Source organism: Exiguobacterium sp. R-39 (assembly GCF_049942815.1).
Classification (GTDB): domain Bacteria; phylum Bacillota; class Bacilli; order Exiguobacteriales; family Exiguobacteriaceae; genus Exiguobacterium_A.
Genome location: NZ_CP187965.1, coordinates 2572031 through 2585082, shown reverse-complemented (window position 1 = coordinate 2585082; position 13052 = coordinate 2572031). Strand labels below are relative to the sequence as shown.

Here is a 13052-nt window from a genome sequence, read left to right as displayed (position 1 = left end):
AGGTGTTTTGATCACCTGTATCCTCGATTCTCATGACACCTAAAAAACAGACACGCTGAAAAGGCGTTTTTTTTATGCCGTTTTTTCATAAATATGACTACGGAAGCTGAGCATTCCATCCTGAAAGACGAATGATTAATTTTTGTAAGCGTTAACAAGTTATTCTTTTACGAATATTAACATCTTTTTTTACATAAAACATACACTATTCATGAATTAATCTGATAATATAAAGAAGTGTCAGAAAATTCATAGGGGGTCAACATCATGAAGAACGTCAGTACGTTTGGGAAGTGGGCATTGGTCGGAGCATTAACAGCAGGAATTCTTCCACAAGCAGGCATTACGGTCGGGGCAGAAGGCGAAGGCGTCATCTTGTCCGAGTACATAGAGGGGTCAAGCAACAACAAAGCGATTGAAATTTATAATGGTTCGGGTCAAATCATCAATCTTTCAGATTACACGCTTGTTCAATATACGAATGGTGGACCGACGGAGTCAAAAATTACACTGTCGGGAACGCTTGAGCCGGGAAAAACATTTGTCATTGCCAATTCAAGTGCGAATGCAGACATTAAAGGAAAAGCTCAGCAAACAACAGGTTCACTAAACTTTAACGGAAATGATCCTGTTGCCTTGAAAAAAGGCGATGTCGTCCTCGATATTATCGGTCCGGTCGGCTCAAGTGCTGATTTCGCGAAAGATACGACACTCGTTCGGAACTCAAACGTAACAGCCGGTTCGAAAACATACGAACCATCACAATGGACAAGCTTCCCGGTCGACACGTTAACGAATCTCGGGACGCACGCTGCTGAAGCCGGAGACATTTTAGTCGCACCGACGGCGTCACCGGTCGGAGAAGTCGATCGCGGCGATCAAGTGACGTTAAACGGAGAAGGTACGATCCACTATACCGTCGACGGATCAACACCGACTGCTGAAAGTCCGGTCTACTCCGGTCCGATTACAATTAATGAAGAAATGACGATTCAGGCAGTGGCCGTCAAAGACGGAAAAACGTCTGCTGTTTCGACATTCAAATACTACATCGCACCTCCAATCACGAAAATCAGCAGCATTCAAGGAGTCGCGCATACATCACCATACGCGGATCAACTTGTCCGGACGACGGGTGTCGTCACATATATCGTCGATGCCAACAACTTCTACATGCAGGATCCAAATCCGGATAACAACAGTAAAACGTCTGAAGGAGTGCTGGTCTACGCGAAAAACCACGGTGCAGCAGTCGGACAGACTGTCGCAACTACAGGATACGTCAAAGAATGGTTGCTTGGCGGATACAGTGACAAGTTCGATACGGATCTCGCGGTGACGGAAATCAGTACCGTTAATCTTGTTAAAGGTGCATTGAACTCAGGATTGCCGGCAAGTATCGTTCTCGGGGAAAACGGTGTCTTGATTCCGACGAAAGTCATCGACAACGATTCATTTGCTGAGTTTGATCCGGCTGAAGATGCAATCGATTTATACGAAAGTGTCGAAGGAATGCGTGTCGCGCTTCCAAATGCCATCGTCACGGGACCGCAGGCCAACCGGACGATTCCGGTCCGTACGCAAACAGCGGATAAAGTCTACACGAAACGCGGCACACCGATTCTGACAGCGGATAATGCCAATCCGGAGCGTCTGTTCGTCGAGATGGGCAGCAGCTCGTACCGCGCGAAATCAGGGGACCGTTTCGAAGGAACAATCGAAGGAGTCATGAGCTATAATTACTCAGCGTATAAAGTGTTAGCGAAAGCAGCAGACTTACCGAAACTGATTACAAGTGAAGTCGATCGTCAACCGACGAACATTGAAACAGGCGATTCACGTTTGACGGTTGCTTCGTATAACGTGGAAAACTTTGCTTCAACGGCGGATGCCGGAAAAGTCGACCGTGTCTCGGAAGGAATCGCGACATTCCTGAAAACACCGGATATCGTCGGTTTGACAGAGATGCAGGATAACGATGGGGCGACAGACAGCGGCACAGTCGATGCATCGAAATCATTTGAGACATTGATTACAGCAATCGAAGCGAAAACAGGTGTCCGTTATGCGTATACGGATATCGCACCGGAAGATAAAAAAGACGGCGGACAACCGGGCGGAAATATCCGTGTCGGTTTCTTATACAACCCGGCTCGTGTTTCACTTGCACCAGGTGAAAAAGGAACAGCGACAGAAGCTGTTGCCGTTGAAAACGGTAAGCTGACGAACAACCCGGGTCGCATTCAACCGAACGATCCAAACTTTGACAGCTCACGGAAACCGCTCGTCGGCGAATTCATCTTTAAAGGCGAATCGTATCACATCATCGTCAACCACTTTAATTCAAAAGGTGGCGATGGAGCGGACTTCGGTAAAAATCAACCGGTCGTTCGTAAGAGTGAAGTTCAGCGTCACGCAATCGCTGGCATCGTCCAAAACTTCGTCAATGAACTGGAAACAGAAGTGAAAGACTCGAACGTCGTCGTACTGGGTGACTTGAATGACTTCCAGTTCTCGAAAACACTTGATATCTTAAAAGGGGACAACCTCTGGAACACAGTGGATGATCTTCCGAAATCGGAACGTTATTCTTACGTCTATAACGGAAACGCACAGGTTCTCGACCATGTCTTGATTTCGAAAAACCTGAAGCCGTATACATCGTCTGATATCGTCAACATCAACTCGGATTATATGGAAGCGGACGGCAGTGCGAGTGACCACGATCCAGCCATCATTTCCATTCAAGGAATGGAAAGTGCTGTCGCAGTAAATGGTAAAGCAGAAATCGGAAAATGGCGTGCTGTTCAAAAAGGAAAGCATATCTTCATCGAGCGTCAACTTGCCGGGAAGTGGGACAAGGCAAGCGAAACACATGCCGATCAACAAGGAGATTTACTTGAACTGCGTGTTTCTCAAGGTCGTCCGTATATCCAGGTGAAAACGAAAAAAGGGAAAACGATTTGGCTTGAACTGTCGAATGGTTACAAATTAAAAGAAACAACGAAATACTAAGCAGTTGTATTAAAAAAAGCGGACTTAATTGTCCGCTTTTTTGTGTATTCGGATAAAGAGTGAGAAAAAGGACAGCAGACTGATCGAGAAGGTAAGTAATAACGCGAGGTGTAACGGGACGACCCGGAACATGTACGTAAAATGAATGATGATCAATAACAGAATGATGGCAAGACCGGGAAGAAACTGTTTGCGTAACAGATGACCGACACCAGGAACGAGAAGTTCGAAGCCGAACCGTTGACTGATGTGGACTTCTTCATGGGCATTCGCGAGACTGAACGAGACGGTCAACAACACTAAAATCAGCCATCCGGAAAACAGATACTGCTGAATCGGTAAAAACGTAATCGATTCATAGATAAAATAAAGTAGAATCATGGCATACTCCTTTGGAAGTGAATATTATATGGAATTTCCTTATTTTTTCCTTACGAGTTCTAATGATAGCGAGGGTTTTCAGGAACGGCAACAACATTTAAAGGGAATAAAAATAAAAGAATGTTCACACATTTTAACAACAGGGAAAGAATAGTTTATTTTATGTATGATAATGGTGTGAGAATGCCATAAATAAAGACGTCAGACCTCTTTTGCACAAAAAATCTGAGATGTGTCAAAACTGTGAAGCGGAACAGGGAATCGTGTGATTTCACTTGAAACGACAGCTTAGACTGTTCGAACGGACGCATTTCTTTTAAAATTAGGGTAATGGAACACATGAGGAGGCGAAAGGTACATGAAAAAGTGGTTAGTCCTCGGAGTAGCAGCGGTCGCTTTCTTCAGTTATGAAAATACCCCGATGGAACAAGCAGAAGCGGATTACCCGAAAAGCGGCGGAACGCTGATTGATCGATATACAAGTGAATACCCGGGTTATGACTGGGAAGTCAGGCGGACAGCAACAGAGGAGTTCGTGGCGTTGACGAAAGACGGAAAGGATTACGGAAAGTACCGTTCGAAAAACGGTGTGACGACGCAAGGGGCCGTCTTAAATAAAGACACGGAAACGACCCTTGCGAAAAAAGGCTGGAAAGCCGTCAAGTCGTACCGGAAAGGCAATACGAATTATTTGTTGAACCTCGATCATGCCGCCGTCTATGAAAAAAAGGACCGGTATGTGACCTACTTCTTTGATCAGCACGACGGCAACAAAGTGAAAGCGACACTCGCGATACCGAAAGAGGTCGAAGCGAAGAAAAGTGGATTTTATGGCAAGGCATCCAGTGCATTGCGGACAACGGACGAGAAGTTGATGTTGCGTCTGATGAACTGGGACCGGGCCGATTATAAACTCGGAGCGCTGACGCCGTACAGTACTTTAAAACCGGTCACGCGGGCACACAGTGAGAACATGGCAAAAAATAATTTCTTTTCCCATACTGATCCGGAAGGACGCGATCCGTTTGACCGGATGAAAGAGAACGGGATCCGCTTCTCGGCAGCCGGAGAAAACTTATCGATGGGCTATCCGAATGTCTTTGCGGCACACTGGGGTTTGATGAACTCGAAAGGGCACCGGGACAACATCATGAACAAGACCTTCAAACAGGCGGATACCGGTGTTGCGTTCCGTGACAATTCACCGTACTTTACGATTAATTTCCGGACACCCTGAAGCAACATTTAAAACGAAAGTGTACGTATCACCCCGATTTTGCGAAAGCAGAATTGGGGTTCTTTTGTGTGGATCAATCTGTAGATGGATGACGCACCATCTAGATTTGAATCCTATCTTGAAAAATGAGAGCAGGCTTTTGATTGACGAAGCCTTGTCTTCTCCAAGAGTCATCATTCAATGGAAAACCCCTGAAACCGTTCCACCTCCTTTTTGTAAGGGGAGGCAGCTGTTTCAGGGGTTTTATATCATCTTTAGATGAACTAAGAGACAAAAAGAGTTATGTCAGTTTGTCCACTCGGGTTTACTGAAGCCTTTAAAAGACTTTTCGATGACAGCGTTAAAGTCATCTGATTTGACGACAGCCGTCAAGTCTTTCGCAAGTTGTTTATCTTCATTAGAAGTTTTGATGGCGACCAGGTTACGGTACTGCTCATCCATTTTTTCGAGTGCCAGTGCATCGAGTAAATCAAATTTCGCAGCTAACGCGAAGTTTCCCGGAACGGCAGAGATATCAACACTGTCAATGGCACGTGGTAATTGAGCGGCCTCGAGGGGCTTGATGACAAGTTTCTTCGGATTCTTGACGATATCTTTTTCCGAGACCGTCAACGGATCCGCGTCGGCTTTGAGTTCAATCCAACCTTGTTCAGCCAACAGATTCAGTGCCCGGGCCTGGTTCGTCGGATCATTTGGTGTCGCGACTTCTGCTCCCGTCTTGACGTCATCAAGCGACTTGTAGGATTTGCTGTATAAACCCATCGGCGCCGTTGGGACAGTAATCAGTCCTTTAAGGTCGAGGTTCTTTTCCTTCGCAAATGTCTTCAGGTAGATCGAGTGTTGGAACAAGTTGGCGTCGATGTCGCCACTGCCAAGTGCGATGTTCGGTTGAATATAATCCCCGAACTCGACGATTTCGACGTCGTAGCCTTTCTTTTCAAGCCCGGGTTGGATCGCTTCTTTGACCATGTCGCTGTAAGGTCCGCTCGTTGCCCCGATCTTGATCGATTTGTTGTCTTCTTTGGCGCTGCTGTCGCCGCAACCGGCAAGAATACCGGCTCCGAGTAGTCCTGTTGCTAAAAAGGCATAACGTTTTTTCATATTCATTCTCTCCCTTACGATTCTCTATTTTTGGTTAACGCTTATCAGCACGACGGGCCAGAACATTGCCGAGCCCTTGAATACTTTGAACAATGATAACGAGGACGACGATCGTCACAATCATGACGACATTGTCGTACCGGTAATAGCCGAAGCGGATGGCCAGGTCACCGACGCCGCCACCACCGACGATACCGGCCATGGCGGAAAATCCGATCAGACTGATGGTCGTCAAAGTGACGGCTTGAATGATGCCGGGAAGGGCTTCCGGTAAGAGTGCACTGATGATGATCCGAAACGGTGTCGCACCACAGGCTTCTGCTGCTTCGATTAATCCCGGTGGAATCTCACGGAGCGATGTCTCGACCAGTCGGGCGAGAAACGGAATGGCGGCGACACTCAGGCTGACGGAAGCAGCAGTCGGTCCAATTGTATTATCGAGTAACAGTTGTGTCAGCGGAATCAACGCGACGAGCAGGATGATGAACGGTAACGAACGGACGATATTAACGAAAAAGTCCAAGATGCTGCGAACGACGACGTTTTGGAAAAATAGTCCCCGGTCCGTGATGAACAGTAAGATCCCGAGTGGAATCCCGATGATGAGGGCGAAGCCGAGTGAGATTCCGACCATCAAAGCCGTTTCCGCTAACGCTTTCGCAAGATCCGGTAACATGGTTTCAATCCGTTCAAGCCACATCCTGGATCACCTCAAGCGTGTGAAGTTGTTCTTCGAGCCACGTCAAGGAGCGGTTCACGTGAAGGGTCGGACCGGTCAAACTGACAATCAGCACTCCGAAAGCGACGTTCTGGATATAGTCGACCTTACCGTGGAGGATGCTGACGGAAATATCAAACTGTTTAATTGCTTCCGATAACGTACTTTCACCGGTCTTTTCACCTGTGAATTGCAGGCGGATAATTTTTCCCGGTGTCGTTCGCAAGATCCGTTCCGGTAACTCGATCTGGAGTGCCGTATCGACATAATGTTTCGTGACATCATGTGCCGGCTGACTGAACAGGTCGTATGTACGGGCGACTTCAACGACTTCACCTTGCGCCATGACGGCAACCCGGTGACAGATCTGTTTGACGACATCGATTTCATGGGTAATGAGAATGATCGTCAGGCCAAGCCGTTCATTCAAGTCTTTCAGCAGTTCGAGAATTTGCAGCGTCGTGACCGGATCAAGAGCGGACGTCGCTTCGTCACATAACAGGACACTCGGATTATTCGCAAGGGCGCGGGCAATCCCGACCCGTTGCTTTTGACCGCCGCTGAGCTGACTCGGGAAATTCGTCTCGAAGCCTTCGAGTCCGACCAGGGAGACGAGCTCTTTGATCCGTTGCGGGAAGTCAGTCCGTTTGACGCCGGCAGCCTTTAAGGCGAAGGCGATATTATCGGCGACGTTCCGGGATTGAATCAATTGGAAGTGTTGAAAGATCATCCCGATGTTCAAACGCAGTTCACGTAAGCTGCCTTTGGAGAGGCCGGACAGATTAGTGCCCGATACTTTAACTGTTCCTTGTGTCGGTGTCTCCAGTCCGTTGATCAGACGGAGCAGGGTGCTTTTTCCGGCACCGGATTCACCGATGATGCCAAAGATTTCACCTTGCTGAATCGTTAAATTGACGTCACGTAAGGCAAAAATGGGTGTCCGGTCACGAACGAACCGTTTAGTGATCCCTTTAAATTCAATCATCTGTCGTTTCCTCCCTATACAAAAAAATCGCCTTTTTCCAGTTAAGAGCAACCAGAAAAAAGCGACGAAGTGTAAGATTTCGTAACTTATCTCTCAGAATGAAACATTCTGTAGGATGTGGCACCGTTCCTTAAAGGTGGTTGCCGGACGTCGTTGGGCCTAATCCCTCGGTCGCTCTCGATAAGTAGATATGCTGTTGGGACTTACTGTAACGGAAATCATTCCCATTTGTCAAACGTTTTTTCAGAATTATTCCGCAACGGTCTGGCGAAACAGATTCAATTGACCAATCCGTTCAGCTGCTTCGACGAGTCGTTCGGCGTCAGCAATCAGGCTGATCCGGACGTAACCTTCCCCGTATTCGCCGAAGAAATGTCCCGGTGTAACGGCGACATGCGCTTCGTCGAGCAGGTGATCGGTAAAGCTTTGGGACGTGTAGCCGGACGGGACCGGCAACCAGACGAAGAACGAACCGCCCGGGATCGGTCCGTCCCAACTGATTTCCTGTAACTTGCCGAACAAGGCATCACGCCGCGCTTCATACAGAGCGCTCAGTTCGCGGACACACGTCTGATCGCTTGAAAGAGCGACGGTTGCTGCCTGTTGAATCGGTGTGAAAGCACTGACGTATAAGTGTTCCTGGTACGTCTCGATACTTGCGATGACGGACGGATTCCCGATGGCGAAGGCGATTCGGAAACCGGACATGTTAAAACGTTTCGATAATGAAAACAGTTCGATTCCGACGTCTTTTGCGCCTTCCGTCTGGAGGAAACTGCGGGTCGGACCGTCGAAGCTGATTCCGCCGTAGGCGAGGTCGTGGACGACGCAAATGTCGTTCGCATCAGCGAAGGAAACCGTTTGCTCGAAGGCTTCCGCTGTTGCCGTCGCCCCGGTCGGATTGCTCGGGTAGTTGAGGAACAACATCCGGGCCCGTTCGACATCTGTCGTATCAAGTAACGTGTAGTCAGGTAAAAAAGCATTTTCCGCAAGGAGCGGCAATGTGATCGGGTAAGCTCCGGCAAGGGCGGCGCCGGATAAGTAATCCGGGTATCCGGGATCAGGAACAATGACACCTTCACCGGGATTGACGATCGTTTGCGGTAAAGCGACGATACCGGCTTTGCTGCCGAGCAAAATGGCGACTTCAGAGGCCGGATCGATGTTTACGCCAAACTCTGACTGATAAAAATCCGCGACAGCCTGTTTGAGGAAATCGTGTCCGCGAAATGGCGGGTACTGGAGGTTTGAAGCGTCATTGATTGCTTCTTTCAAGGCATCCAGAATATGTACGGGTGTCGTCTGATCCGGTGTTCCCTGACCAAGCGTGATGACGTCATGACCAGCAGCCTTGACGGCACCGATCCGCTGGGCGAGCTCGGCGAAGACCGGAGCGGGTAACCGATCAATCGCAATCGATGGGGAGAAATGTTTCATCTGTCTTCCTCCTTGTTGGGTATTGTCGTCAAGGATAACGAATTTTCAGAAAAAAGAAAAGAGTTTTTTAATAATTGCTGATAATTGGGAAAAAGAACCGATGGCTTTCGTGTTTTTGATACACTGAACTAGAATACGATTGAATCACAAAGGAGATGATGGGATGAATCGGGCCTGGTGGAAAGAAGCCGTTGTCTATCAAGTGTATTGGCGCAGTTTTAAAGATTCGAACGGAGACGGGATGGGCGATTTACGCGGAGTAATTGAAAAACTCGATTACATCGCTTCCCTTGGTGTCGATGTCATCTGGTTAAATCCCTGTTATACATCACCGGATGTCGATAACGGATACGACATTTCGGATTATTACTCGATTATGCCGAAGGCGGGAACGATGTCGGATCTGGAAGAACTGATTGCGTCCGCCCATGAACGGGGACTGAAACTGATTCTTGATTTGGTCGTCAATCATACGAGTGATCAACACACGTGGTTTAAAGAATCCCGCAGCAGTCGGACAAACGAGAAAGCCGATTGGTACATTTGGCGGGACGGGGTCAAAGGAACACCGCCGAACAATTGGCGGTCGTATTTTGCGCCGAGCCCTTGGACGTGGGATGAGACACGCCAGCAGTATTACTTCCATTCCTTTGCATCGGAGCAACCGGACTTGAACTGGGAACATCCTGCAGTCCGGCAGGCTGTGTATACGATGATGCGGTGGTGGGCCGAGAAAGGAATCGACGGCTTCAGGATGGATGTCATCAACCTGATCAAGAAACGGGCGACGTATGATGATGTCGCAGATCCTCTGAATTTATCCTACTTAGGGAACCAGCCGGGCATTCATGAATTCTTGCAGGAGATGCACCAGGAAGTACTGGCGGGAACCGATCTCTTTACCGTCGGTGAGATTCCGTTCGTCGGCCCGGAAGACGGGTTACTGTATGTCGGTGAGGAACGGAATGAGTTGCGGACGCTGTTTCACTTCGAAGTCGCGGATGACATGGAGACGATGGATTTACCGCGCTTCAAACAAATCCAGAAGCGCTGGTACGAAGCGCTTTATCCGAGCGGAGTCGCGTCACAGTTTTTGAATAACCATGACCACACCCGTCAGGTGACCCGGTTCGGAAGCGAACGGTATCGTGTCGAAAGTGCCAAGCTACTGGGCTTGATGCTGCACACGTTACCGGGCATCCCGTACATTTATCAGGGTGAAGAAATCGGCATGACCGGCATTCGTTTTTCTGATCCCGAGTCTTATCAGGACGTCGCATTTCGGAATCAATACGCCGAACGGATTGCCGCCGGCGAATCACCCGGAACCGTCCTGTCCTCGATGCAGTTGCGGGCGCGAGATAATTCACGGACACCGATGCAGTGGAATACCGGCAAAGCAGCCGGATTCACCGCAGCGACGCCATGGATGACGGTCAATCCGAACTACCGTGACATCAACGTCGAAACAGCGGAACAGGATCCGCATTCCGTGCTGGTGTTTTACCGGCAACTGATTGATTTACGGAAGACTCATCCGGTCATGGTTTACGGAGGTTATCGTGATCTGGCGATTCAGGATCCATACCTGTATGTCTATGAACGGGTCCTGGGCGGAGTGGTTTGGCGGATCGTCTTGAACGTCCATGATGAACCGGTGACGACGACGTTTGGTTTACCGGAAGAACAGTTGATTCTGACGAATTATGAGACCGCGGACATCAATCGATTGGCACCGTACGAAGCCCGATTGTACCAATATGAGATGCCTTAACTGGCGGCGACGGTCAACAGAAAAAATCCGGACATCTTCTACTCTTCATTTCTAAATGAGGAGCAGGAAATGTCCGGATTTTTTTGAACCAGCTGATTTTTTTACGTATAGCCGTTGCGCTTTTTCGAGGATAAGAGCTGTTCGAACCGGTCGACTGCCTGGCGCATATCGAAGCTTGGTGCGACGACGAGCGGTCCGTGACCGACTGCCAGGACGTCCGGTGTCAATTCCGTCAACTGATGTGCCGATTGGAGGGCGACTTCCTTATCCCAGGTCGCAAGTGACGGGAAGGGGAACTGCCAACGCGTGTCCCCCGAAACCGCCAGACCACCCTGAGTTTGGAAAGCGTCACCGGCAATCAACGTCCGACTGCCTTCATGCCACAGGGAGATGGAACCCGGTGTGTGTCCCGGAGAAGCAATGACACTTAAACTGCCGATCTGTTGACCGCTTTCGAGCAACCGGTCCGGACGGGTTTTGATGTTTTTTGGAATGCCGCCTTTCAGCGGTGTCGTCTCGCCTTCGCGCAACGACTCATCCCCGCTGAGGAGAGCCGCATCCCGGTAACTGATCGAGACTTCGGCAAGCGGGAAAGCACTTGCTAAAAAATCAAGGGATCCGACGTGATCGGCATGCGCATGAGTCAGGATGATGGACTGTAACGGTTTGTCAAACGACTTGATGACGGAATAAATCGCTTTGGCATTCAGTGAAATCCCCGTATCAATCAGGGTGAGGCTGTCCGCTTCTTCAAATAAGTAACAGTTGACCGGGAAGAAGGACGGCGTTGTTTGCAGTTGATGAAGTCGTTCGATCGTCGAAATATGCATCCGATTACACTCCCTCGTCATAATATACACTTCTGTTTTAGTATCGCCTGTTTTAGTACAGACGTCTACAAAAAAACTCCCTCTCGTGAGGGAGCAAATGTGTTAATACGTCACTTCGAAAACGGCTCCGGCATGTTCGGAATCGTCCCCGTCTGCTGCTGTCGTGACCAGTAGACGGTCTTCGTACAGAATCGGACAAGTCGGGTTCGAAACCGGGAAATCAATCTGGGCGAGTTTTTCACCGGTTTCAAGATTCCAGCGTGTTAAGCATGATCCGGCATAATGGGCGATGAAGACATGACCTTCCGTGTCTTTGGTCATACCATCCGGGAAACCGTCTTCGTCCTCTAAGTCGATGGCCACCCGGCGGTTTGTCAACGGTTGATCCGCAGCATAGTCGAAGGCATAGACTTTTTTCGTCGGCGTATCGATGTGATAGAGTGTCTTACCGTCCTCGGACCAAACGAGTCCGTTCGAGTTCGTTAAGTTTTCGAGGAGGACATCGACGGAACCGTCATGACGCAGACGATAGAGGGAAGCGGTCTCGCCGTCCTCTTCATTGATACTTCCGGCCACATACTGACCCGATGGATCAAGTTTCCCGTCATTCATCCGGTCGGAGTCAGGAAGCGTCAATTGGGTTTCCAGTGAGAGGTGTCCTTCCTTTAAATCAAACGTTCCGAAACCATGTGCCGACGTGACACGAAGGAAATCCGGCGCATCCGTCAAAGCGATCGATGTGATGGCACTTGGTACTTGGTACGGTTTTAAAGCCTCTGTCGTTAAGTCATATGAAAAAAGAAGCTTGCCCGGAATATCGACGAAATAAAATCGTTTGGTTTTAGCGTCATACACCGGTGATTCCCCGGTCTTACATGCAACATCAATAAAAAGTGAAACTGTCATCTGATTTCCCCCTACGTCTACTATGATCTCTACTAATTACCCGTGAATGAACTCGAGGTGCAATTGGAACTTCACATCACTGCCGACCAGAACACCTCCGGCTTCGAGCGCGACGTTCCAGGTGAGATTGTAGTCTTCCCGTTTGATCTTCCCGTCGACTTCAAAACCGGAACGTGTATTACCCCAAGGATCAACACCGCTGCCTTCATACTCGACCTTAAACGTTTCTGTCCGCGTAACATCCTTAATCGTCAAATCACCGGTCACTTCATATTCGTCACCGGAGTGTTTTTTAAACGAAGTCACACGGTAAGTAATGTTCGGATACTGCTCGACATCGAAGAAATCAGCTGATTTCAAATGTGTATCGCGGTCCGCACTGCGTGTGTCTATCGTAGCGACCGGAATCGTTACGACAGCAGAAGCGTTTTCCAAATCATGTGCTTCTCCACTGACATCGAAGGTAAAGTCACGAAACTCTCCTTTAACCTTTGAAATCATCATGTGTTTGACTGAGAATGTGATGGAGCTGTGGTCCTGATCGAGTTGATACGTAGCCATATTCGGTTCCTCCTCATGTTCAAGTCACTTTTCGTCATGCCTTTTATTGTTCCTTTTTATCTCGATTCCAAAACATACAGCGGAAACAAAAATAAGTCTTGCACCGC

At 48.7% G+C, this 13052-nt stretch carries 11 protein-coding genes and 1 riboswitch; of the genes, 3 read left to right on the top strand and 8 right to left on the bottom strand.

Translation table 11 applies throughout. From position 1 onward, the window contains the following. The first annotated feature begins 267 nt into the window (after nucleotides 1-267). Nucleotides 268-3015, top strand: coding sequence for a chitobiase/beta-hexosaminidase C-terminal domain-containing protein (locus ACP26N_RS13525; RefSeq protein ID WP_426354075.1), 2748 nt, complete (start codon nucleotides 268-270; stop codon nucleotides 3013-3015). 24 nt (nucleotides 3016-3039) lie between these two features. On the opposite strand, the gene ACP26N_RS13520 is transcribed toward ACP26N_RS13525, so the two are convergent. After that, nucleotides 3040-3396, bottom strand: a complete 357-nt coding sequence (locus ACP26N_RS13520; RefSeq protein ID WP_131502300.1) for a hypothetical protein — start codon at nucleotides 3394-3396, stop codon at nucleotides 3040-3042. A gap of 358 nt (nucleotides 3397-3754) precedes the next feature. On the opposite strand from ACP26N_RS13520, the gene ACP26N_RS13515 reads away from it, so the two are divergent. Continuing rightward, complete coding sequence (locus ACP26N_RS13515; protein ID WP_131502299.1) at nucleotides 3755-4633, top strand: CAP domain-containing protein; 879 nt, start codon at nucleotides 3755-3757, stop codon at nucleotides 4631-4633. Nucleotides 4634-4918: 285 nt separating this feature from the next. On the opposite strand, the gene ACP26N_RS13510 is transcribed toward ACP26N_RS13515, so the two are convergent. The 4 genes from ACP26N_RS13510 to ACP26N_RS13495 all read right to left on the bottom strand — a co-directional run bounded on the left by ACP26N_RS13510 (nucleotide 4919) and on the right by ACP26N_RS13495 (nucleotide 8874). Further along, a complete protein-coding gene (locus ACP26N_RS13510) occupies nucleotides 4919-5734 on the bottom strand; it encodes a MetQ/NlpA family ABC transporter substrate-binding protein (protein WP_426354072.1) in 816 nt (271 codons plus the stop codon). A gap of 34 nt (nucleotides 5735-5768) precedes the next feature. Further along, nucleotides 5769-6434 (bottom strand): methionine ABC transporter permease, encoded by a 666-nt coding sequence (locus ACP26N_RS13505; protein ID WP_131972255.1) that lies wholly within the window; start codon nucleotides 6432-6434, stop codon nucleotides 5769-5771. Continuing rightward, a complete protein-coding gene (locus tag ACP26N_RS13500) occupies nucleotides 6424-7437 on the bottom strand; it encodes a methionine ABC transporter ATP-binding protein (protein WP_131972256.1) in 1014 nt (337 codons plus the stop codon). The genes ACP26N_RS13505 and ACP26N_RS13500 overlap by 11 nt, the downstream gene beginning before the upstream one ends. An 83-nt stretch (nucleotides 7438-7520) precedes the next feature. Continuing rightward, nucleotides 7521-7624: riboswitch (SAM riboswitch) on the bottom strand. A gap of 62 nt (nucleotides 7625-7686) precedes the next feature. Then, nucleotides 7687-8874, bottom strand: coding sequence for an aminotransferase class I/II-fold pyridoxal phosphate-dependent enzyme (locus ACP26N_RS13495; protein WP_426354069.1), 1188 nt, complete (start codon nucleotides 8872-8874; stop codon nucleotides 7687-7689). A gap of 163 nt (nucleotides 8875-9037) precedes the next feature. On the opposite strand from ACP26N_RS13495, the gene ACP26N_RS13490 reads away from it, so the two are divergent. Next, nucleotides 9038-10648, top strand: a complete 1611-nt coding sequence (locus tag ACP26N_RS13490) for an alpha-glucosidase (protein WP_214767466.1) — start codon at nucleotides 9038-9040, stop codon at nucleotides 10646-10648. A 101-nt stretch (nucleotides 10649-10749) separates the two neighbouring features. Here ACP26N_RS13490 and ACP26N_RS13485 read toward each other — a convergent pair whose 3' ends face one another. The 3 genes from ACP26N_RS13485 to ACP26N_RS13475 form a co-directional block, all read right to left on the bottom strand. After that, the gene (locus ACP26N_RS13485; protein ID WP_188004712.1) at nucleotides 10750-11478 is read right to left on the bottom strand and encodes an MBL fold metallo-hydrolase; all 729 of its coding nucleotides are present in this window, start codon (nucleotides 11476-11478) and stop codon (nucleotides 10750-10752) included. 102 nt (nucleotides 11479-11580) lie between these two features. Next, on the bottom strand, nucleotides 11581-12384 hold the full coding sequence (locus ACP26N_RS13480; RefSeq protein ID WP_214767472.1) for an SMP-30/gluconolactonase/LRE family protein: 804 nt from the start codon (nucleotides 12382-12384) through the stop codon (nucleotides 11581-11583). A gap of 36 nt (nucleotides 12385-12420) precedes the next feature. Continuing rightward, entirely contained in the window at nucleotides 12421-12945 is a 525-nt protein-coding gene (locus ACP26N_RS13475; protein ID WP_131502291.1) for a YceI family protein, read from the bottom strand. Nucleotides 12946-13052: the final 107 nt, after the last annotated feature.